This window comes from Paenibacillus lautus, from assembly GCF_050482385.1.
GTDB lineage: Bacteria > Bacillota > Bacilli > Paenibacillales > Paenibacillaceae > Paenibacillus_AQ > Paenibacillus_AQ lautus_B.
Genome location: NZ_JBCNHV010000027.1, coordinates 19,013 through 41,717 on the forward strand (window position 1 = coordinate 19,013; position 22,705 = coordinate 41,717).

Below are 22,705 nucleotides of genomic sequence, written 5' to 3' on the forward strand. Positions count from 1 at the left end.
TGCTTTTTTTTGTATGCATGGAGTACCTTGCCGTTACGAACCGTTTTCATGTTAGCGGCTTTACGACAGGTTGAAAATACCCAATGTGGAGCATTTCTGCGACTCCTTGTCAACAACCTCATCCAGTTGAATGTCCAGAAGATTCGCAAGAGCGGACATATAAAATAGGTTGCGGCCAAGCTCGGTGCTTACCGCTTCACGGCAATTCTCGCACAGATGGCCTTCGACGTGCGTGCCGGCTAATTCCCGGGCTGATTCGAGATCAGCGCCCATATCGAAGGATTGCTTCGTGGCGTGGAGCTCGATGCATCCGCATTCTGTAATGGCCTTGGTTACGGCCCGGTTGACTGAAGCATTGCTCTGACCATTTTTAGACAGAACATCCAAGAGACTGCGGTGACGGAGCAACAATTCGGAAACTTGGTCCTGAAAAGCCTGTAAACTAGGAGCGCTCATTTATACATCCACCTCGATATTATGAATTGAGTTCATTATATTCCACTACTTCAGGCGATTTCAACCAATTTCAGGTGTCGGAAGGCGGTCAATTCCAATTGTGAGGTTGATGTCAGTACACGTCAAAGCCTGATGGGGGTAGGCGAAACCGGTAGGATATGGGGATATGGAAATATGATAAAAAAACGTCAACAGGCGCATTTTTACAGAAGATAGACTGCTATATGAGGATGGTTTTCTTGCGATTATCCAATTCATTGGGTTTCACTTGAAACTTTTATCTTAAAAAAGATGGGGTGGCACGATTACGACTTTATAAATTGGACCATACTGGAAAATAGAAGCAAAGATATTCATGTATAAAGGAGGTGTGCGAAAGCTTATGGTAAAAAAAGCTATTTTAGCATTTACAGTATTATGCGGAGCATGGGGCGGGTATACGTTATATCATACAATCGAACGGTCTTTCTCAGGGCTCTCGCCTATTTTTGGACAAGGTTTATTTGCAGCGGGAAGCGGAGCCTTCGCGGTGCTTGGAGGATTATTGTTTGGTATGATCGGCGTGCTGTCAGCGGATCGGATAACGAGATGGCTGCACAGCCTGATCTCTTCGTTCTCCCGGATTCCGATGAATGAGCTGGCTGCGGGTACTGCCGGACTGTTGAGCGGCCTGCTGCTGTCTGTATTGCTGTCACCAGGTTTGTCCTTGCTCGGACAAGCAGGGCAGCTGCTGCAGGTTGGCATTACGCTGCTCGGCGGTTACATCGGGTTTCGCATTGGACTGGAGAAGAAGGATGAACTGGCTTCCCTGTGGATGTCGGGCAAGTGGAGTCAAGCTGCTGAGCCTGAGGGCCGGCGTATAGAGGAACATAAAATTTTGGATACGAGTGTCATCATTGACGGGAGAATTGCAGATATTTGCAAGACTGGATTTATCGAAGGAACGATTGTCATTCCGGAGTTTGTTCTGGAGGAGCTTCAGCATATTGCGGATTCCTCAGACCTTCTTAAGCGAAATCGCGGCCGGCGTGGTCTTGATATTTTGAACAAAATCCAGAAAGAGCTGGACGTCAAGGTGCTCATTTATGAAGGGGACTTTGAGGAAATATCCGAAGTCGACAGCAAGCTGGTGAAACTGGCCAAAGTGCTTCAAGGCAAAGTGGTCACGAATGATTTCAATTTGAATAAGGTATGTGAGCTGCAGGGTGTGTCGGTACTGAACATTAATGATCTCGCCAACGCGGTGAAGCCGGTGGTTCTGCCAGGGGAAGAAATTCTGGTGCAGATTATCAAGGACGGCAAGGAGCATGGTCAAGGCGTCGCTTATTTGGATGACGGCACGATGATTGTCGTGGAAGGCGGTCGCGAGTACATCGGCACGATGATGGAGGTGCTCGTTACCAGCGTACTGCAAACCTCAGCGGGCCGAATGATCTTCGCGAAACCAAAACTGTTGGAAAAAGCCCAGTAAAGGGGTATGATGGGGATATACATATCCGCTATTCGTCCGTTTGGGACGTGTTGGGTGAGACAGGAGTTTGGTGCTTGATGAGTAACTTCGGCGCTGTCATTGTAGCGGCGGGAAAAGGAACGAGGATGGGCACCCGGGAGAGCAAGCAGTACTTGGCTCTGAACGGAAAGCCCATTATCGTTCATACGCTTGAAGCATTCAGCCGGATACCATGGCTGCAGGAAATTGTGCTTGTGACGGGGATGGAGGATGTCCCTCGCTGCGAATCCTGGATTCAGGAATACAGTTTGAACAAGGTGTCCGCTGTAATCCCCGGGGGAAGCGAGAGGCAGCAGTCCGTATACCAAGGCATCAAGCAAATTTCTTCAGAGTGGGTAATGATACATGACGGCGTAAGGCCGTTTGTAACGCAAGAGGAAATTGAAGCCTGCCGCGATGCAGCAATCCGCGAGGGCGCCTCGGTACTTGGGGTTCCCGTGAAGGATACGATTAAACAGGTGAACGGTAAGGGGCTGATTACAGGCACCCCGGACCGTCAAAGTCTGTGGGCCGTCCAGACCCCACAGGCTTTTCGTCTTTCCGACCTGCTGTCTGCACATGAGGCTGCAGCGAAGGATGGGTTTACAGGCACCGACGATGCCATGCTGATGGAGCGAGCAGGACATCCGGTAACCGTGGTGGAGGGGAAATACAGCAATATTAAGATCACCACACCGGAGGATCTGGAATATGCAGCTTTTTTACAGAAACGTAAGGGAGAGGACATGGGATGATTCGAGTAGGACAGGGGTTTGACGTACATCAGCTCGTAGAAGGAAGGCCGTGCATCATCGGAGGCGTCACGATTCCTTATGACAAGGGGCTTCTCGGGCACTCCGACGCCGACGTGCTGCTGCACGCCGTAACGGACGCGATTCTGGGAGCGCTTGGGCTTGGCGACATTGGTCGTCATTTTCCCGATAACGATCCTGCCTTTAAAGACGCCGACAGCCTGAAGCTTTTGGAACAGGTATGGGTCATGGCGAAGGAACGTGGGTATAGACTTGGTAATATCGATTCTACAATTATTGCGCAGAAGCCGAAGATGGCGCCTTATATTCCGCAGATGGCGGAAGTGATCGCCAAAGCGCTGGATGCCGAGGTGGATCAGGTGAACGTGAAGGCGACCACCACCGAGCAGCTCGGGTTTACCGGCAGGGGCGAAGGAATCGCCGCGCAATCGGTTGTCTGCCTCGTAAAAGGTATGCTATCATCTTGAAGTATGTGTTCAATAAGGGAGTTTTTTGAGCTAGGAATCTTGAAAGAATAGGGAAGCGGAGGGGTTTCAATGACCGGAGAAGTCCGCGTGCGCTATGCACCGAGTCCAACGGGACATTTACATATCGGCAATGCCAGAACAGCATTATTCAATTATTTATTCGCCCGCAAGAACAACGGGAAATTTATTATCCGCATCGAGGATACAGATGTGAAACGCAACGTAGAAGGCGGAGAGCAAAGCCAGCTGAAATACTTGAAGTGGCTGGGCATGGACTGGGATGAGAGCGTGGATGTCGGAGGCGAGTACGGACCTTATCGCCAGACCGAGCGTCTTGATATTTATAAAGAGTATTGGCAGGACCTTCTGGATCGCGGGCTTGCTTACCGCTGCTATTGCACGGAGGAAGAGCTGGAGCAGGAGCGGGAAGAGCAGATGGCTCGCGGCGAAACACCGCGCTATTCCGGGAAGCACCGGGATTTGACGGAAGAGCAGCGCCAGGCGCTTGAGGCCGAAGGCCGTGTGGCCAGCATCCGCTTCCGTGTTCCGGAAGATCGTATTTACACGTTCGATGACATGGTGAAGGGCACGATTTCGTTTAACAGCAAAGAGACGGGCGACTTCGTCATTGTTAAAAAAGACGGCATTCCTACCTACAATTTCGCTGTAGCTTTGGACGATCATCTGATGAAGATCAGCCATGTGCTCCGCGGGGAGGATCATATCTCCAATACGCCGCGTCAGCTGATGATCTATGAAGCCTTTGGCTGGGAGCCGCCTCAGTTCGGACATATGACCCTGATCGTGGGCGAGGATCACAAGAAGCTGAGCAAGCGTAATGAATCGATCATTCAGTTCATTGAGCAGTATGACCAGATTGGCTACTTGCCTGAAGCGCTGTTCAACTTCATCTCGCTGCTTGGCTGGTCTCCGGAAGGGGAAGAGGAAGTGTTCTCCCAAGAGCAGCTGATCTCGATCTTTGATGAGCATCGACTATCCAAGAGCCCGGCGGTATTCGATACAAACAAGCTGGCTCATCTGAACAACACGTATATCAAGAATGCGGATCCGGATCGGATTGCCGATCTAGCCATCCCGCATTTGCAGAAAGCCAGCCGCTTGCCGTCCGAGCTTACGGCCGAGCAAGAGGAATGGGCACGCGCGCTCGTAGCGCTCTATCAGGAGCAGATGACTGCTGCTTCGGATATCGTGGATCTGTCGGAAGTGTTCTTCCGCACCCATCTGGAGCTGGATGCCGAAGGGATTGAAGTGATGGGCGGCGAGCAGGTGCCTGCCGTATTGTCTGCATTCCTTGCAAAGATCGAGCAGTCGGATGAGTTTAACGCTCCGAAGATTGCGGCACTGATCAAGGAAGTCCAGAAGGAGACCGGATTTAAGGGCAAACAGCTCTTTATGCCGATCCGCGTAGCCTTGACGGGACAAACCCATGGCCGTGACCTGAACCAGACGATTTGGCTGCTTGGCAGGGACCGCGTGCTTGACCGTTTGCGTTCTCAGATCAAGGGCGCATAATTCGGGCGCTTCCTCGATAAACGTTCCTTGTCAGCCCGTATATCATCAGTTATAATTACACCAAACTATAAGTGAAATATTCTTTGATCTAGGGTTTTATTAAATGGGGCATTTACTCATACAGGGAAGTAGCGGAGAGGACGGAATCGTGCTGTAGAAGCGAAGTGTTCGCCTTTGTTTTCGGATTTCAACCCTAATTTGGGTAGTTCAGGAAATCCGAAAACAACAGCGATCGGAAGCATGATCCGTCAGCGCAGCGTCTCTAGTGAACAATGTGGGCATTTATGGCCTAGATCAACAAATATAAACGTATAAAAAGCTACGATCAGGAGAAGTACGCGTAAAACAGGCACGTTCCAGAGAGGACAATCGGCAGAAGACAAGGACCACTTGAATTTGCCGGCTGAGAGTTGTCCCGTCGCCTGCAGCGGAAATGCACCTGTGAGCTGCATGGTTGAAGCGAACACAATCGTTAGATCATGCCGGTCGTCTGCCGTTAATGACATGAAGAGAATCGGTAGAATCCGTCCCTGACGAAGGGAGGAGGCTTGTGCCGGTTTTAAGCAGAGTGGAACCGCGGTCTAGCGCCTCTGCAGCGATAAGCTGCAGGGGCGTTTTTTATTTACAGGAATAACGATGGATGGCAAGTTGCATGCGCGATTGGAAGAGGGGAAAGAGGGAGCGTTCATGTTTAAACAGATGAAATCGGATATTCGGACAGTGTTCGAGAATGACCCGGCTGCCCGGGGACTTTTTGAAGTGGTATTCACCTACTCGGGGCTTCATGCACTGTGGGCGCACCGGGTAGCTCATGCATTATTTAAGCGGCGATGGTATACGCTGGCCCGGTTGACCTCCCAGTTCAGCCGGTTTATGACAGGGATCGAGATTCATCCGGGAGCCCGTATCGGGCATCGGCTGTTCATAGACCATGGGATGGGGGTTGTCATTGGAGAGACCTGTGAGATTGGGGATGACGTGGTGATCTACCAAGGGGTTACGCTTGGTGGGACCGGTAAGGAAAAAGGCAAGCGGCACCCGACCATCGGCAACAACGTGGTCATCGGATCGGGGGCGAAAGTGCTAGGTTCCTTTACGATTGGGGATAACTGTAACATTGGTTCCAATGCAGTCGTACTAAGACCAGTCCCCCAAAACAGCACCGTTGTCGGCAATCCGGGAAAAATCGTGAAACAGAACGGGGAGCGGGTGCGCGACCGTCTGGATCACACGAATCTGCCCGATCCGATTGTGGATATGCTCCGTTCAATGCAGAAGGAGATCGATCAGCTCCGGGCGGAACTTCATGAGAGCAAACGAAACCAGCCTAAAGGCATGATATCCGAGGCCGTTATGTCTTCGGCCAAAGAAGAGTAAACCCGTAAGCCGTGAAGGAACAATAAGCGATGGAATGAAAGGATTGAGATGATACCCTATGGCACTTCAAATCTATAACACGCTAACCCGTATGAAAGAAACGTTTGTTGCTCAGGAACCTGGAAAGGTAAAGATCTACGTGTGCGGTCCTACCGTGTACGATTATATCCATATCGGGAATGCTCGGCCGATGATCTTTTTCGACGTGGTTCGAGCTTATTTTGAGAATCAGGGTAATGATGTGAATTACGTGGTGAATTTTACGGATGTGGATGACAAAATGATCCGGAAAGCAGAGCAAACCGGGACTACCGTTCCGGAGGTCGCGGATAAGTTTATTAACGCCTATTACGAGGATCTGGACGGTCTTGGCATACCAAGAGCGACATTAAATCCGCGGGTAACGGACAATATGGAGAGTATTATCGAATTCATCCAGGAGCTCATTGACCGCGACTTTGCTTATGAGAACGGGGGAGATGTCTTCTACCGGACCCGCAAATTTGACGATTACGGCAAGCTGTCCCAGCAAAATCTAGATGAGCTGCAATTCGGTATCCGGATTGAGGTGGATAAGCGGAAGGAAAATCCGGAGGATTTCGTGTTATGGAAAGCTGCGAAGCCCGGAGAGATCTACTGGAGCAGTCCTTGGGGCGACGGCCGCCCGGGCTGGCATATTGAGTGCTCGGCCATGGCCCGTCGTTATCTCGGGGATACGCTGGATATCCATGGCGGCGGTCAAGACCTGCAGTTTCCGCACCATGAATGCGAAGTGGCGCAGTCCGAGGCGCTGACAGGCAAACCGCTGGCGAACTATTGGATGCACAATGGTTATATCCGCATCAATAACGAGAAAATGTCGAAATCGCTAGGTAATGGTGTATTGGTTAAGGAACTTCGTGAACAATATACGAAAGAAGCTGTCCGCTATTTCATGTTGTCCACCCACTACCGCAACCCGCTGAATTATAGCGATGAGGTGATGGAGCAGGCACAGAACAGTGTGGAGCGTCTGGCGAATGCGGCGGCTAATGTCGAGCATCGATTGAGTACCGCGATCGGCTCGAAGGACGATAACGTAAGCCAGGAAGTTGCGGATAAAATATCGGCCGTCCTTGTCGAATTTCACCAGAAAATGCAGGACGATTTCAACACGCCGGACGCCATCACCGCTATGTTCCAATGGGCCAGCGAGGCGAATCAGCTGCTGAAGGAAGCCTCGATTCCTGCGGCGGACCTGCATGAAGTGCTGCGTGCTTTCAACGAAATGAACGGCGTGCTCCGTATCGTAAATACAGGCACGGATGAATTGCTGGATGAGGAGATTGAAGCTCTCATTGCAGAACGTATCGAAGCCCGGAAGAATAAAAACTGGGCGCGAGCGGATGAAATCCGCGACAAGCTGGCGGACGAAGGCATCGTGCTTGAGGATACGGCGCAAGGCATGCGCTGGCGGCGTAAATGAGCGGGCATGAGCATCATGATCCCACAGTAGGCTGGTTCGATTTTCCGCCGTCGAAGCCGGCTCGGTTAATCCCGCCCATCGTGCTTGCCTATATCGGAGATGCCATTTATGAGGTGGCGGTGCGGCAGTTTTTGATATCAAGAGTGAATCTCCGCCCCCATCACTTGCACCGGACAGCAACAGGATTTGTGTCGGCGAAGGCACAGAGCCGAATATTGGCTTATCTGGATCCGGAACTGACGGAAGAAGAACGCGATGTTGTGCGTCAAGGACGCAATGCTAAATCAGGCAGCATTCCGAAAAATGCCGACGTGCTCGAATACCGGCATGCAACGGCATTTGAGACGCTCGTTGGGTATTTATATTATACGGGGGAGCAGGATCGTCTCCGTGAGCTCATTGGGAAGAGCATCGAGTTTATTGAGGGGTCTGTTAAATAGACCGTCAGGTAATAGAGCATCAACATTGAAACGATACAGCCGGTGTTTCTCAAGGGGGACGCCGGCTGATATGCAGGAGGAGACCTACATGTTGCAAGAAGAGGAAGTAGTAGCTGGTAAGCACTCCGTAACGGAAGCGCTCAAATCAGGTCGTACGATCAATAAAATATGGATTGCCGAAAATGCGCAAAAACATCTGACCCTGCCGATCATCGCGGAAGCGAAGAAACTGGGGATTGTCATTCAGCATGTGGACAAACGCAAGCTGGATCAGATGGTTCCAGGGGTTCAGCATCAAGGCGTGGTTGCCCAAGCGGCACCCTATGCTTATGTGGAAGTGGAAGATTTGCTGAAGGTTGCGGAGGAAAAGGGCGAACCGCCTTTCTTGCTGCTGCTTGACGAGATCGAGGATCCGCACAATCTGGGCTCGATTCTCCGTACGGCAGACTGCACGGGTGCTCATGGCGTCATACTGCCTAAGCGCAGATCCGCACAAGTAACGGCAACGGTATCCAAAACATCCGCTGGCGCCGTAGAGTATGTGCCCGTAGCCAGAGTGACCAATCTGGGCCAAACCATCGATCAGCTGAAGGAAATGGGCGTGTGGGTTGTCGGAACCGTTGTTGATGCCGTTCAGGAATTGTATGACACCGAGGTATTTGACGGGCCGGTCGCTATCGTTATCGGGAATGAGAATAAAGGGATGGGGCGTCTGATCCGTGAGAAATGCGATGTGCTTGTGAAACTGCCGATGGCCGGAAGAATCAACTCGCTTAACGCCTCGGTTGCCGCAGGTGTCGTTATGTACGAAGTGCTTCGCCGTCGCCGCCTTCAAGGTTAGCAATGATGGCCGATTGGCGGGATGTGCTGCTGGTCGACGGTTATAATATGATCGGCGGCTGGCCATATCTTGCGAAGCTCGCCAATAGCAGCATGCATGAAGCGCGAGACATGCTGCTGGAGAAATTAGCGGATTACCAGGCGTATTCAGGCCTCAGAGTCGTGGTGATTTTTGACGCATATCGGGTCCCTGGGTTGGGGAAGTCCTACACGCAAGGCAAGGTTCAGGTGTTTTTTACGAAGGAGAAAGAAACCGCCGATGAGTGCATTGAACGGCTAGTCGGAGAGTTCAGCCACCGCCGGCGAAAAATTTATGTGGCGACCAGCGATTTAATTGAGCAGCATGTGATTTTTGCTCGGGGAGCACTCCGGCTGTCCGCCCGGGAATTGCTAAACGAAGTGGAGCAGAGCGAGCGCGAAGTGAAGCAGAAAATAACGAAAGAGCAGACCAAGAGCAGGAATACACTTGACGGAAAGCTGCCGCCGGATGTGAGACAGATGTTCGAGCGCTGGCGAAGGGAATAGCACTGTTTTACACAATGGGGACGAAAGGTCGGCTCATTTGGAGAATGAAAACGGTATATGAATCTACGAAAAAGTTTACATTAAATGTTATTATCGGTCTATTTTAGGTAGAACGTGGTTGACGGTCTAGTAGACATCATATATACTTGTCATATATTTCAAGCGAGTGACGGGCTACCGTGCGTTCCGGGCCGGAGGGATTCTATTGAGTGTGGACCTCAAGGAAGTCATGTTGTCAGGGTATGATGTGATAAGCGATGAAGACATTGTCGAGGCGGTCCGCGAGGGTGATAGCGGGGCGCTGGAGTATTTGATCAATAAATACCGGAATTTTGTACGTGCTAAAGCCCGCTCCTATTTTCTGATTGGTGCTGACCGGGAAGATATTGTCCAGGAAGGCATGATCGGGCTGTACAAGGCAATTCGTGATTTTAAAGGGGATAAGCTGTCTTCGTTCAAGGCCTTTGCCGAGCTCTGCATTACTAGACAGATCATTACGGCAATTAAGACCGCTACGAGACAGAAGCATATTCCGCTCAATTCGTATGTCTCATTGGACAAGCCGATTTATGATGAGGATTCGGACCGTACGCTGTTGGATGTCATTTGTGGCACGGCAGTAAGCGATCCGGAGGAACTGATTATTAATCAAGAGGAATTTGTCGGCCTGGAAGACAAGATGTCAGAAATCTTAAGCGATCTGGAGCGGAAAGTCCTGATGCTCTATTTGGACGGTCGATCCTATCAAGAGATTGCGGTAGATTTAAGGCGTCATGTAAAATCGATTGACAATGCACTCCAGCGGGTAAAGCGAAAGCTTGAACGTTATCTGGAAGTCAGGGATAATTAATAGCAAGTGTCGGATCAGAAGCAGAAGGCTCAATCAGAGCCTTTTTTTAATTGCCTGATCGTTTTTTAAATCAGGGTGGCCGGCGAAGGATCTCCGTATGCTTTGTCGCCATGATCTTTAGTTGGCAGACAGGATAGGACGATATTCAAAGATGTTCATTTACGCAAAATGCAAAATGTGTATATCTGGTGTTTCATCTGTTGGAAGATTGAACATACTGGATATAGACTAAATGCTATGCAGGATGGACAAAGACTGTGAAACGCCACAGTTTTTTACAGCGGGATGTTTACAATATTCCGGGGACGAATTCCCTGGTCTAGCTGGCAATGGCATTTATTGCAGCCCACAATCAGAGAGAAAAAGGCTTGAAATGGCGCTACCCTTGTGATAAAGTGTTTTAGGTAGGCCTAAATTCGCGTGTTTTATGAATGGATCGTTGTTACAGCTTTTGGAACAACGGTTTTATTCATCTCGCAGAAATAACCGGGTTTCGATGAGAACAAGGTTGTTTCTACTAGGATCAATATCGATTCTTCTGACAAAGAAGGACGTCTTCGGGAGGTGCACATCATGCGGGTAATTATCACTTTGGCTTGTACAAGCTGCAAACAAAGAAACTACACAACCACCAAAAACAAGCGAAATCACCCCGACCGCATGGAGATGAAGAAATTTTGCAAGTTCTGTAACGAGCAAACTCCTCATCGCGAAACCAGATAGTTTTCTTTTGGAGGTGTAGTCGGCGTGAAACGTGGTTTCAAGTCTCTGTTTTCCTTTTTCTCTGAAAGCTGGGCGGAACTTAAAAAAGTTCGCTGGCCCAATCGTAAAGAACTGACGAACTATACTTTAATTGTTCTCGGCACCATAGTGTTTGTCACGATTTATTTTTGGGTTGTAGACATCGGTATTTCCGCTGTGATCGAAGCGATAATTTAGAAGGGTCCCAGGTGGCTTGATATGGAAAAAAGATGGTACGTAGTTCATACCTACTCTGGGTATGAGAATAAAGTCAAAGCCAATTTGGAAAAACGTGTCGAGTCCATGGGCATGGAGGACAAAATATTCCGCGTTCTTGTTCCGATGGAAGAAGAAATCGTAAACAAAGACGGCAAGAAAAAAACCGTCATGCGTAAAGTTTACCCGGGATATGTCTTGGTCGAAATGATTCAGACCGATGATTCTTGGTATGTTGTCCGCAATACACCAGGAGTGACCGGTTTTGTTGGTTCGACAGGGTCCGGTTCTAAACCGACGCCTTTGCTTCCAGAAGAAGTAGAACAGATTCTGAAGCATATGGGCATGGAAGAGCCGAAACCGAAGATCGAATTCGACATCAAGGAATCCGTTCGTATCAAGGTTGGTCCTTTTGCGAATTTTGTGGGCTCCGTGGAAGAGATTTTGGCTGAAAAGAGCAAGTTGAAAGTTCACGTCAACATGTTTGGACGGGAAACCCCGCTGGAGTTGGATTATACTCAAGTGGAGAAGATTTAATTCTTCAGGTTTCTTGTGGGAGGGCGTGTCAAAGCGTCCGCTACCACTATTGATGCAAGGAGGTGTCAACCATGGCTAAGAAAGTTATCAAGATTGTGAAACTGCAGATTCCTGCAGGTAAAGCGAATCCGGCTCCTCCAGTAGGTCCTGCATTGGGTCAAGCGGGTGTCAACATCATGGCATTCTGTAAAGAATTCAACGCACGTACTGCTGATCAAGCTGGTCTGATCATTCCGGTTGAAATTTCGGTGTTTGAAGATCGTTCCTTTACATTCATCACTAAAACTCCACCGGCTGCTGTTCTGCTTCGTGTGGCTGCTAAGATCGAAAAAGGATCCGGCGAGCCTAACAAGAAGAAAGTGGCTACTGTTAAGCGTGACGCTGTTCGTCAAATCGCTGAAACAAAAATGCCTGACCTGAACGCTGCATCTGTTGAAGCTGCAATGAAGATGGTAGAAGGTACTGCCCGTAGTATGGGTATCACAATCGAAGACTAATTGTCTCTCGATTGAAACCGGACGAGGTTCGGATTATGTGGGAGGGAATTCCGCTAATACCACAAAGGAGGAAAACAAACATGGCTAAACACGGTAAGAAATACGTTGAAGCTGCGAAGCTGATTGACAGCGAAGCAACTTATGAGCCTTTGGAAGCTGTAGAGCTTGTGAAGAAGGCTGCAACTGCCAAATTCGACGAAACTGTTGAAGCGGCTGTACGTTTGGGTGTAGACCCGCGTAAACAAGACCAGGCTGTTCGTGGTGTTGTTGTCTTGCCTCACGGCACAGGTAAAACACAACGCGTTCTGGTATTTGCAAAAGGTGAAAAAGCGAAAGAGGCAGAAGCGGCTGGCGCTGATTTTGTTGGCGATCAAGACATGATCAACAAAATTCAACAAGGCTGGTTCGAGTTTGATGTCTGCGTAGCTACACCTGATATGATGAGTGAAGTCGGTAAACTTGGCCGTCTGCTCGGTGGTAAAGGCCTGATGCCTAACCCTAAAGCTGGTACGGTTACATTCGATGTTGCTAAGGCTGTTCAAGAAATCAAAGCCGGTAAAATCGAGTACCGTCTGGACAAAGCAGGTCAAATTCACGCGCCGATCGGTAAAGTGTCTTTCGATGCAGCTCAATTGAATGAGAACCTCAAAGCTCTCATCGATGCATTGAATCGTGCGAAACCAGCTGCTGCTAAAGGTGTTTACCTGAAAGGTATCGCTGTTTCCTCGACGATGGGACCAAGCGCTCGCGTGAACACAACCGTTTACAGATAATATTACCATTGACTTTGGTCAGTGAAGTTTGATATTATGTAACAGTTGTGAGTCTTCGAGACTGACCCTTAAAGTTGAATATGCTTACCGTAGACAGTAGGTGCCCTAAGCAGGCTTAATTTCCTACCGAGGTGTTATGATAGAACGTCAACAATTTGTCCGGTTACACCGGCCAAATGATGATTCATCAGGCCTTCGTGATTCTACGGAGGCTTTTTTAGTGCCCGTAGGAAGAGCGGAGAGCTTGGTGCTCTTACGCTACTAATACAACCAGGAGGTGTAATCATTGGCAAACGCAAAAGTGATTCAAGCGAAACAAGAAGCGGTTGATGTCGTTGCTGCTAAGCTGCGCGAAAGCGTATCGACAGTAGTTGCTGACTATCGCGGACTGAACGTTGCGCAAGTAACCGAACTTCGTAAACAGCTTCGTGAAGCTGGCGTCGAGTTCCAAGTACTGAAAAACACGCTGCTTCGCCGTGCAACTGCGGCAGCAGAGCTGACTGATCTGGACGAAGTCTTGACTGGTCCAACAGCTGTTGCATTTGGTACCAATGACGCTGTCGCTCCAGCAAAAATCCTTAACGATTTTGCTAAGAAAAACGACGCGTTGAAATTGAAAGGCGGCGTAGTAGAAGGCCGTGTGATCGGAGAGAGCGAAATCAAAGCTCTGGCAGAACTTCCGTCCCGCGAAGGTCTCCTCTCCATGCTCCTCAGCGTGCTTCAAGCTCCAGTGCGCAACTTCGCGCTTGCAGTTAAGGCTGTTGCTGAGAAGGAAGAACAAGGCGCATAAGCTTTGTCTTGCTGAAGCTGTGTAACAACAACTATAAAATCTTAATAATAAATGGAGGTTCAACTTAAATGAGCAAAGAGCAAATCTTGGAAGCAATTAAAGGTATGTCTGTTCTGGAACTGAACGATCTCGTAAAAGCAATCGAAGAAGAATTTGGTGTAACTGCTGCAGCTCCAGTAGCTGTTGTAGGTGGCGCTGGTGCAGCTGAAGCTGCTGAGCAATCCGAATTTGACGTAATCCTGACAAGCGCAGGCGCGTCCAAAATCAACGTAATCAAAGTGGTTCGCGAAATCACAGGTCTTGGCTTGAAAGAAGCAAAAGAACTGGTTGACAACGCTCCAAAACCATTGAAAGAAAAAGTAGCTAAAGAAGAAGCAGAAGCTGTTAAAGCTAAATTGGAAGAAGCAGGCGCATCCGTAGAAGTTAAGTAATTAACTTCTTGAGATTCACGTCAGCAAGAATCAAACCCCTTGAATATTTGTTCAAGGGGTTTGTTATTGTGGCGGGGAGATCGCAAGGTACTGATTCTTCGCGACTAAGGTTATACTAGAATAAGAGCGCTTAGGAGTGAAATATCTTAGGCGGGCAGACTTTGATTCAAGACGGAGGAAATGATGCCGAATCAACATTATTACTCGAATCAGCCGGAAATTGCTCATGACCGTAAGGAGTTAAAGACGGAGCTTCGGGGGCAGACTTTCAACTTTATCAGTGACGCGGGCGTATTCTCTAAGAGTGGCGTGGATTATGGCAGCAAGGTATTAATAGAGGCTATGGACTTTAATCAGCAAGTTAAAGTGTTGGATGTGGGCTGTGGATATGGTCCGATCGGTCTGTCGGCGGCAAGAATGGCTGCGCAAGGCCATGTGACGATGATCGACATCAATAGCCGCGCTGTCGAATTAGCCAAGGAGAATGCGAAACGTAATGGTATTACCAATGTGACCATCTTGGAGAGCGATTTGTTTGCTGCGGTGCAGGATCAGCAATTTGACGTCGTTCTAACCAATCCGCCGATTCGTGCCGGGAAAGAGACGGTACATGCTATATTCGAAGAATCGTGGAAGCATTTGCGTGAGAATGGGCAACTGTGGGTCGTGATTCAGAAGAAGCAAGGCGCACCTTCAGCGAAAGCGAAACTGGAGAGTTTATTTCATCGGGTTGAGGAAGTAACGAAGGATAAAGGTTACCGGATATTCAAAGCGACTAAATCTTCTTAAAATAGTTCGACTAGGCTGTTGACTTGGGTATACCGGTATGGTATTATTATAAAATGTCAGTATTAGGATGGTCTCTTTGTCTTTAGTTGACTGAAATGTCAAGACTTAATGTGTGGAAAGATGCATAAAGTCGATCATATTGACGTATAATATGTACATTTTGGGCAAATCTACAGGATATGAGATGATTATCATAACCATGGATAAGCTGCTCTTTTTTCGAAAAGGTATTCGATAAGGGCTTTTCTCTATTTATGGGAGTGTCCTCTGTATGTTCCATTATAGTGTTACAAACAGAGGTTCGCAATGAAATTTTTAAAGTGAGTAGACATGAGGGGTGAGTTTAAGTTGGCAGGACATCTTGTTCAATATGGTCGACGCACTCGGCGAAGTTATGCTCGTATTAACGAGGTACTCGAAGTTCCGAACCTGATTGAAATCCAACAAAAATCTTATGAATGGTTTTTGGAGGAAGGACTCCGCGAAATGTTCCAGGACATCTCGCCGATTCAGGATTTCACAGGTAATTTGGTACTAGAGTTCATTGACTACAGCCTTGGAGAACCGAAATACACCGTCGATGACGCGAAAGAACGCGACGTTACTTATGCGGCGCCGCTCCGCGTGAAAGTCCGGCTCATTAACAAGGAGACCGGAGAGGTCAAGGAGCAGGAAGTGTTCATGGGAGACTTCCCGTTAATGACGGAAACCGGAACATTCATTATCAATGGTGCCGAACGGGTTATTGTCAGCCAGTTGGTTCGCTCTCCCAGCGTCTATTTCAGCACAAAAGTGGATAAAAACGGTAAGACGACGTACACTGCAACAGTTATCCCTAACCGCGGCGCTTGGCTTGAACTGGAGATGGACGCGAAGGACATTATCTATGTCCGGATCGACCGTACCCGTAAAATCCCTGTAACGGTACTTTTACGTGCACTTGGTTTTGGTACAGATGCCGAGATTTTGGATCTTCTGGGCAATGATGAATATATTCAAAATACGCTGGATAAAGACAACACCGACTCCACGGAAAAAGCGCTCATCGAAATCTATGAACGTCTTCGTCCGGGTGAGCCGCCAACACTAGAGAATGCGAAGAGCCTTCTCGTTGCCCGTTTCTTTGATCCGAAGCGTTATGATTTGGCTAACGTTGGTCGCTACAAGATCAACAAGAAGCTTCATATCAAGAACCGTCTCTTTAATCAACGTTTGGCAGAGAGTTTGATAGACATCGATACGGGTGAGATCATTGCAGAAGCTGGTCAAACCGTAGACCGCCGTCTTTTGGACGAGATCATGCCTTACCTAGAGAAGAGCGTGGGCTTTAAGAATTATCATGTTACCGGCGGTGTGATGGACAGCGAGGATATCCCGCTGCAAACGATCGATGTATTCTCTCCAATTGAGGATGCCAAAGTCGTGAAGGTCATCGCGAACGCAAACATTGATAAATCCGTGAAGCACATTACACAGGCGGATATCATTTCTTCCATCAGCTACTTCATCAACTTGCTGCATGGAATCGGCAATACGGATGATATCGACCACCTGGGTAACCGTCGTCTGCGTTCTGTAGGCGAATTGCTTCAAAATCAGTTCCGTATCGGTTTGTCCCGGATGGAACGTGTCGTTCGTGAAAGAATGTCGATCCAGGATGCAAACGTGATTACGCCGCAGGCGCTCATCAACATACGTCCGGTTATCGCATCGATTAAAGAGTTCTTCGGCAGCTCCCAGCTGTCCCAGTTCATGGACCAGACCAACCCGCTTGCGGAACTGACGCATAAACGTCGTCTGTCTGCTCTCGGACCCGGTGGTTTGACTCGTGAGCGTGCGGGCTTTGAAGTGCGGGACGTTCACCACAGTCACTATGGCCGTATGTGTCCGATCGAGACGCCGGAGGGACCGAACATCGGTCTGATCAACTCCTTGTCGACGTTTGCGCGCATCAACGAATATGGCTTCATCGAAGCTCCGTATCGTTGGGTGGATCCGAAGACTGGTAAAGTAACGGACCAAATCGATTACCTGACTGCAGACGAAGAGGATAACTATATCGTTGCCCAGGCGAACGCCGAGCTTAACGATGATGGTACCTTCGCTGACGAAATGGTTATCGTCCGTTATAACAAGCAATCCGATAACATCCTTCCTATGCCGAGCGACCGTGTAGACTACATGGACGTTTCGCCGAAGCAGGTAGTGTCGGTAGCGACGGCGCTCATTCCGTTCCTTGAGAACGATGACTCCAACCGCGCGCTGATGGGATCCAACATGCAGCGGCAGGCGGTTCCACTTCTTATTCCTAAAGCTCCGCTGGTCGGAACTGGAATGGAACACAAGTCTGCGAAAGACTCCGGTGTATGTATTGTGTCCAAACATGACGGGATTATTGAACGTTCATCCGCTAATGAAATCTGGGTCCGCCGTGTGGAAAATGTCGACGGACAAGAAGTCAAAGGCGATCTTATTAAACATAAATTACACAAATTTATGCGTTCGAACCAAGGAACATGCATCAATCAGCGTCCAATCGTTAAACGCGGCGAGGTCATCAAAAAAGGTGATATTCTCGCAGACGGTCCATCCACGGAGATGGGCGAATTGGCACTGGGCCGCAACGTCGTTGTGGCGTTCATGACTTGGGAAGGTTACAACTACGAGGATGCGATTCTTCTCTCTGAGAAACTGGTCAAAGAGGATGTGTACACTTCGATTCATATCGAGGAGTACGAATCCGAAGCTCGTGACACGAAGCTCGGACCGGAAGAAATTACGCGTGATATTCCTAACGTAGGGGAAGAAGCACTGAAGAACCTTGACGAGCGCGGAATTATCCGCATCGGTGCCGAAATCAGCGCCGGAGACATCCTCGTTGGTAAGGTAACACCTAAGGGTGTAACCGAATTGACGGCTGAAGAGCGTCTCCTGCATGCGATCTTTGGTGAGAAGGCTCGCGAAGTGCGCGATACCTCGCTGCGCGTTCCTCACGGTAGTGACGGGATCATCGTGGATGTGAAGGTGTTTACACGTGAGAACGGTGACGAATTGCCGCCGGGCGTTAACCAGCTGGTTCGCGTTTACATCGCACAGAAACGTAAAATCTCCGAAGGTGACAAAATGGCCGGACGTCACGGTAACAAAGGTGTCGTTGCCCGTATTTTGCCTGAAGAAGATATGCCGTTCCTGCCAGATGGCACGCCGGTTCAAGTTGTGTTGAACCCTCTAGGGGTTCCATCACGGATGAACATCGGTCAGGTACTCGAGGTTCACTTGGGTATGGCTGCTCTCCAGCTCGGCATTCACGTGGCTTCACCGGTATTTGATGGTGCTAGCGAGTATGACGTGTTTGATACGATGGAAGAAGCAGGCATGCAGCGCAATGGTAAGACCGTATTGTACGATGGACGGACGGGTGAACGTTTTGAACGTGAGGTTACCGTCGGCGTCATGCATATGATCAAGCTCGCGCACATGGTTGATGATAAAATTCACGCCCGTTCTACGGGACCATACTCACTCGTTACGCAGCAGCCGCTGGGTGGTAAAGCTCAGTTCGGTGGACAGCGCTTCGGTGAGATGGAAGTGTGGGCACTTGAAGCTTATGGTGCTGCCTATACGCTGCAAGAAATTCTTACCGTCAAGTCGGATGACGTGGTCGGCCGGGTGAAAACCTACGAATCCATCGTCAAGGGCGAGAACGTTCCGGAACCGGGTGTTCCTGAATCGTTCAAGGTATTGATTAAAGAGCTTCAGTCTCTCGGTATGGACGTCAAAATCCTGAGCGAGAATGAAGAGGAAATCGAGATGAAAGAACTCGATGACGAAGACGATGCTCAAGGTGATAAACTGAGCCTTAACTTGGAAGGCACTGAAGTCGGAGTGGAATAACGGTCAATCATTCACCCCCGTCGGCTTATAGGTCGGCGGTGGTGTTATGGTCGTATAGCACATAAATAGGACTAGGTTGAGGAGGGTTGCTCCTTGTTGGACGTTAACAATTTTGAGTACATGAAAATCGGTCTTGCTTCACCGGAAAAAATTCGCTCTTGGTCTCGCGGAGAGGTGAAGAAGCCGGAAACGATTAACTACCGTACATTGAAGCCGGAGAAAGAAGGCCTGTTCTGTGAGCGGATTTTCGGTCCCCAGAAGGACTGGGAATGTCATTGCGGTAAGTATAAGCGTGTCCGTTATAAAGGAGTAGTCTGCGATCGCTGTGGCGTTGAAGTAACACGGGCTAAAGTCCGTCGTGAACGGATGGGCCATATTGAGCTTGCGGCTCCTGTATCGCATATTTGGTATTTCAAAGGGATTCCAAGCCGTATGGGTCTGGCTCTGGATATGTCCCCAAGATCTCTTGAGGAGATCATTTACTTCGCATCTTATGTTGTAACCGATCCAGGAGATACACCGCTGGAGAAGAAGCAGCTGTTGTCCGAGAAGGAATACCGCAGCTACCGTGAAAAGTACGGCTACGGTTTCCAAGCAGGCATGGGTGCTGAAGCGGTTAAGAAGCTTCTTCAAGACATCGATGTTGACAAAGAGCTTGAGTTCCTTAAAGAAGAACTGCGCACTGCACAGGGTCAGCGCCGCAACCGGGCCATCAAACGCCTGGAAGTGATTGAGGCGTTCCGTAACTCCGGCAACAATCCGGAGTGGATGATCATGGATGTGCTGCCAGTCATTCCACCGGAGCTTCGTCCGATGGTTCAACTTGATGGTGGACGCTTTGCGACCTCCGACTTGAACGATCTGTACCGTCGCGTTATTAACCGGAACAACCGTCTGAAAAGACTGCTGGATCTCGGTGCGCCGGATATTATCGTACAGAACGAGAAGCGCATGCTGCAGGAAGCTGTCGATGCACTGATCGATAACGGCCGTCGCGGTCGTCCGGTCACAGGTCCTGGTAACCGTCCGCTTAAATCCCTCAGCCACATGCTGAAAGGTAAACAAGGACGTTTCCGTCAGAACTTGCTCGGTAAACGGGTTGACTATTCCGGTCGTTCCGTTATCGTTGTAGGTCCTTACCTGAAAATGTACCAATGCGGTCTGCCTAAGAAAATGGCGCTTGAGCTCTTCAAGCCGTTCGTTATGAAAGAATTGGTCAACAAAGGCCTAGCACATAATATCAAGAGTGCGAAGCGCAAAGTAGAACGTGTAAGTCCAGAAGTATGGGATGTGCTCGAAGAGGTTATTAAAGAGCATCCGGTTCTTCTGAACCGTGCACCGACGCTTCACAGACTCGGTATCCAAGCATTTGAACCGATTCTGGTTGAGGGCCATGCGATCCGTCTTCATCCGCTCGTATGTACAGCATATAACGCTGACTTTGACGGTGACCAAATGGCGGTTCACGTTCCTTTGTCTGCTGAAGCTCAAGCTGAAGCACGTCTTTTGATGCTGGCATCGGGTAACATTCTGAACCCGAAAGACGGTAAGCCGGTTGTTACTCCTTCTCAGGATATGGTACTGGGTTCCTTCTATCTCACGATGGATAACAAGGAAGAGAAAGGTACCGGCATGATTCTGGGCAGCGTGAACGAAGCGGTTTCCGCCTATCAGCGTGAAGCAGCTGGTCTGCATGCACGCGTAGCGATTCCGGTTAAAGCCCTAGGCAAAACATGCTTTACGGAAAAACAGCAGAATGCGATGTTGGTTACGACGATCGGCCGGATTATCTTTAACGAGATTTTCCCTGCCAGCTTCCCTTACATCAATGAAGCGACTCGTACGAACCTGCTGCAAGGTACACCTGAGAAGTATTTCGTATACGAGAAGGGTGCAGATATTCAGAAAGTGATTCAAGAACTTCCGATTAGCGGAGCTGTAGGTAAGGAATATCTGGGATCCATCATTGCACGCTGCTTCGAAACGTACCATACAACGGAAACCTCTGTGATTTTGGATAAAATCAAGCAGATCGGCTTCACATACTCTACTCGCGCAGGCGTAACCGTTGCGGTATCTGACGTTATCGTACCTGACGAGAAAAACGAAATTCTGAAAGAGTCCGACGAGAAGGTTAAAGTAGTAACGAACCAATATCGCCGCGGCTTGATCACGAATGAAGAGCGTTATGACCGTGTAATCGACATCTGGTCCAAGACCAAGGACGATATTACGGAAGTACTCATGAAATCGATGGATCGCTTTAACTCCATCATGCTCATGGTCGATTCCAAAGCACGGGGTAACAAATCGCAGATCACTCAGCTCGGTGGTATGCGGGGTCTGATGGCGAACCCGTCGGGTCGTATCATCGAACTCCCAATCAAATCGAACTTCCGTGAAGGACTGACGGTACTCGAGTACTTCCTGTCCACGCACGGTGCGCGTAAAGGTCTTGCCGATACAGCGCTTCGTACCGCTGACTCCGGTTACTTGACTCGTCGACTTGTTGATGTGGCCCAGGATGTTATCGTTCGCGAAGACGAGTGTAGCACGGATAAAGGCTTTACCGTTAGCCGTATTCAGGACGGTAAAGAAGTTATCGAGGATCTCTATGACCGTATCGAGGGACGTTATGCATTTGAAACCGTTCGTCATCCGGAAACGAAAGAGATCATCGTAAATCGTAACGAATTGATTGACTCCGACAAAGCTGAGGAAATCGTGGCAGCTGGTGTTGAGAAACTTCAAATTCGTTCCATCTTGAGCTGCCGTGCACGTTATGGCGTCTGCAAAAAATGTTACGGTCGTAACTTGGCTACTGGTAAGCATGTTGAGATTGGTGAAGCGGTTGGTATTATCGCAGCTCAATCCATCGGCGAACCGGGAACACAGCTCACGATGCGTACGTTCCACACAGGCGGCGTTGCTGGTGATGATATTACACAAGGTCTTCCGCGTATCCAGGAGCTCTTTGAAGCCCGTAATCCTAAAGGTCAAGCGACCATTAGTGAGATCGACGGTGTGGTTAAAGAGATCCGCGAAACGAAGGATCGTCGTGAAATCGAAATTCAAGGTGAAGCTGAAACTAAGGTCTACGCAGTTACCTACGGCTCCCGTCTGCGCGTAAGCGAAGGCAAGCACATTGAAGCCGGGGATGAACTGACCGATGGTTCCATTGATCCGAAGGAAATGCTTCGTATCAAAGGTATCCGTGGTGTGCAGAACTACATCCTTCAGGAAGTACAACGCGTATACCGTAACCAAGGTGTAGAAATTAACGATAAGCACGTTGAAGTTATGATCAGACAGATGCTGCGTAAATTCCGTATCGTTGATGCGGGAGATACGAACCTGCTGCCAGGCTCCTTCGTGGATATGCATGAATACGAGACAGCCAATAAAGACGCTATTCTCTCCGGGAAAGAACCAGCGGTTGCCAAACCGGTTCTCCTCGGGATTACAAAAGCATCTCTCGAAACCGATTCGTTCTTGTCAGCGGCCTCCTTCCAGGAGACAACTCGCGTGTTGACTGACGCTGCCATCAAAGGTAAAGTCGATCAGCTGCTTGGTCTGAAAGAGAATGTTATCATTGGTAAACTGATCCCTGCGGGAACGGGTATGAACCGTTATCGCAGCGTGAAGTTCGCGGGACAAAACGATGTGAATGACGAAAGTCAGGAACTCGAAACAGCTTCTATAGATTAAGAGACAGTCAGGTGACGGGGAGATTTTTGCTTCGAAAGATGCTGAATTTCTCCGTCCCAATGTTTCTTTTTCCTGATTTAATAGCTTGACATCGCTTAGGGCAGATGCTAATAT

At 49.1% G+C, this 22,705-nt stretch carries 21 protein-coding genes and 1 other annotated feature; of the genes, 20 read left to right on the plus strand and 1 reads right to left on the minus strand.

The window, feature by feature from the left end; translation table 11 throughout:
- Positions 1-60: 60 nt before the first annotated feature.
- A complete protein-coding gene (locus ABEW73_RS28345) occupies positions 61-456 on the minus strand; it encodes a DUF1573 domain-containing protein (RefSeq protein ID WP_076326241.1) in 396 nt (131 codons plus the stop codon).
- 382 nt (positions 457-838) lie between these two features.
- Between ABEW73_RS28345 and ABEW73_RS28350 the strand changes: the two genes are divergently transcribed.
- The 20 genes from ABEW73_RS28350 to rpoC all read left to right on the plus strand — a co-directional run bounded on the left by ABEW73_RS28350 (position 839) and on the right by rpoC (position 22,591).
- Positions 839-1,927 (plus strand): PIN/TRAM domain-containing protein, encoded by a 1,089-nt coding sequence (locus tag ABEW73_RS28350; protein WP_430170050.1) that lies wholly within the window; start codon positions 839-841, stop codon positions 1,925-1,927.
- A gap of 77 nt (positions 1,928-2,004) precedes the next feature.
- Positions 2,005-2,700 (plus strand): 2-C-methyl-D-erythritol 4-phosphate cytidylyltransferase, encoded by a 696-nt coding sequence (gene ispD, locus ABEW73_RS28355; protein WP_430170052.1) that lies wholly within the window; start codon positions 2,005-2,007, stop codon positions 2,698-2,700.
- Complete coding sequence (gene ispF / locus ABEW73_RS28360; RefSeq protein WP_098749109.1) at positions 2,697-3,185, plus strand: 2-C-methyl-D-erythritol 2,4-cyclodiphosphate synthase; 489 nt, start codon at positions 2,697-2,699, stop codon at positions 3,183-3,185. Before ispD ends, ispF begins: the two co-directional genes overlap by 4 nt.
- Before the next feature lie 69 nt (positions 3,186-3,254).
- Positions 3,255-4,718 (plus strand): glutamate--tRNA ligase, encoded by a 1,464-nt coding sequence (gene gltX / locus ABEW73_RS28365; RefSeq protein ID WP_430170054.1) that lies wholly within the window; start codon positions 3,255-3,257, stop codon positions 4,716-4,718.
- A 687-nt stretch (positions 4,719-5,405) separates the two neighbouring features.
- Positions 5,406-6,095, plus strand: a complete 690-nt coding sequence (cysE, locus tag ABEW73_RS28370; RefSeq protein ID WP_430170056.1) for a serine O-acetyltransferase — start codon at positions 5,406-5,408, stop codon at positions 6,093-6,095.
- 58 nt (positions 6,096-6,153) lie between these two features.
- Positions 6,154-7,560, plus strand: a complete 1,407-nt coding sequence (gene cysS, locus ABEW73_RS28375; RefSeq protein WP_098749107.1) for a cysteine--tRNA ligase — start codon at positions 6,154-6,156, stop codon at positions 7,558-7,560.
- Positions 7,557-8,000: a Mini-ribonuclease 3 gene (locus ABEW73_RS28380; RefSeq protein ID WP_430170058.1), complete on the plus strand. Its 444-nt coding sequence runs from the start codon at positions 7,557-7,559 to the stop codon at positions 7,998-8,000. The genes cysS and ABEW73_RS28380 overlap by 4 nt, the downstream gene beginning before the upstream one ends.
- 88 nt (positions 8,001-8,088) lie before the next feature.
- On the plus strand, positions 8,089-8,841 hold the full coding sequence (gene rlmB / locus ABEW73_RS28385; RefSeq protein WP_430170060.1) for a 23S rRNA (guanosine(2251)-2'-O)-methyltransferase RlmB: 753 nt from the start codon (positions 8,089-8,091) through the stop codon (positions 8,839-8,841).
- A 5-nt stretch (positions 8,842-8,846) separates the two neighbouring features.
- The gene (locus ABEW73_RS28390; RefSeq protein WP_430170061.1) at positions 8,847-9,365 is read left to right on the plus strand and encodes an NYN domain-containing protein; all 519 of its coding nucleotides are present in this window, start codon (positions 8,847-8,849) and stop codon (positions 9,363-9,365) included.
- 205 nt (positions 9,366-9,570) lie between these two features.
- Entirely contained in the window at positions 9,571-10,215 is a 645-nt protein-coding gene (gene sigH, locus ABEW73_RS28395; RefSeq protein WP_006212942.1) for an RNA polymerase sporulation sigma factor SigH, read from the plus strand.
- 573 nt (positions 10,216-10,788) lie between these two features.
- On the plus strand, positions 10,789-10,938 hold the full coding sequence (gene rpmG, locus ABEW73_RS28400) for a 50S ribosomal protein L33 (RefSeq protein WP_006212941.1): 150 nt from the start codon (positions 10,789-10,791) through the stop codon (positions 10,936-10,938).
- Positions 10,939-10,962: 24 nt separating this feature from the next.
- Entirely contained in the window at positions 10,963-11,154 is a 192-nt protein-coding gene (gene secE / locus ABEW73_RS28405) for a preprotein translocase subunit SecE (protein ID WP_006212940.1), read from the plus strand.
- Positions 11,155-11,175: 21 nt separating this feature from the next.
- Positions 11,176-11,709, plus strand: a complete 534-nt coding sequence (gene nusG / locus ABEW73_RS28410; RefSeq protein WP_006212939.1) for a transcription termination/antitermination protein NusG — start codon at positions 11,176-11,178, stop codon at positions 11,707-11,709.
- Positions 11,710-11,780: 71 nt separating this feature from the next.
- Positions 11,781-12,206, plus strand: a complete 426-nt coding sequence (rplK, locus tag ABEW73_RS28415; RefSeq protein ID WP_076326233.1) for a 50S ribosomal protein L11 — start codon at positions 11,781-11,783, stop codon at positions 12,204-12,206.
- 80 nt (positions 12,207-12,286) lie between these two features.
- Positions 12,287-12,979 (plus strand): 50S ribosomal protein L1, encoded by a 693-nt coding sequence (rplA, locus tag ABEW73_RS28420; RefSeq protein WP_009591966.1) that lies wholly within the window; start codon positions 12,287-12,289, stop codon positions 12,977-12,979.
- A gap of 69 nt (positions 12,980-13,048) precedes the next feature.
- Positions 13,049-13,207 (plus strand) — a sequence feature (ribosomal protein L10 leader region).
- Positions 13,208-13,265: 58 nt separating this feature from the next.
- Positions 13,266-13,769, plus strand: coding sequence for a 50S ribosomal protein L10 (gene rplJ / locus ABEW73_RS28425; RefSeq protein WP_009591975.1), 504 nt, complete (start codon positions 13,266-13,268; stop codon positions 13,767-13,769).
- A 68-nt stretch (positions 13,770-13,837) separates the two neighbouring features.
- Positions 13,838-14,200, plus strand: a complete 363-nt coding sequence (gene rplL / locus ABEW73_RS28430; protein WP_076326231.1) for a 50S ribosomal protein L7/L12 — start codon at positions 13,838-13,840, stop codon at positions 14,198-14,200.
- Between the two features lie 183 nt (positions 14,201-14,383).
- On the plus strand, positions 14,384-14,989 hold the full coding sequence (locus ABEW73_RS28435) for a class I SAM-dependent methyltransferase (RefSeq protein WP_430170063.1): 606 nt from the start codon (positions 14,384-14,386) through the stop codon (positions 14,987-14,989).
- 348 nt (positions 14,990-15,337) lie between these two features.
- Positions 15,338-18,883: a DNA-directed RNA polymerase subunit beta gene (rpoB, locus tag ABEW73_RS28440; RefSeq protein ID WP_430170065.1), complete on the plus strand. Its 3,546-nt coding sequence runs from the start codon at positions 15,338-15,340 to the stop codon at positions 18,881-18,883.
- Between the two features lie 93 nt (positions 18,884-18,976).
- Positions 18,977-22,591 (plus strand): DNA-directed RNA polymerase subunit beta', encoded by a 3,615-nt coding sequence (gene rpoC, locus ABEW73_RS28445; protein ID WP_098749102.1) that lies wholly within the window; start codon positions 18,977-18,979, stop codon positions 22,589-22,591.
- The last annotated feature ends 114 nt before the right edge of the window (positions 22,592-22,705 follow it).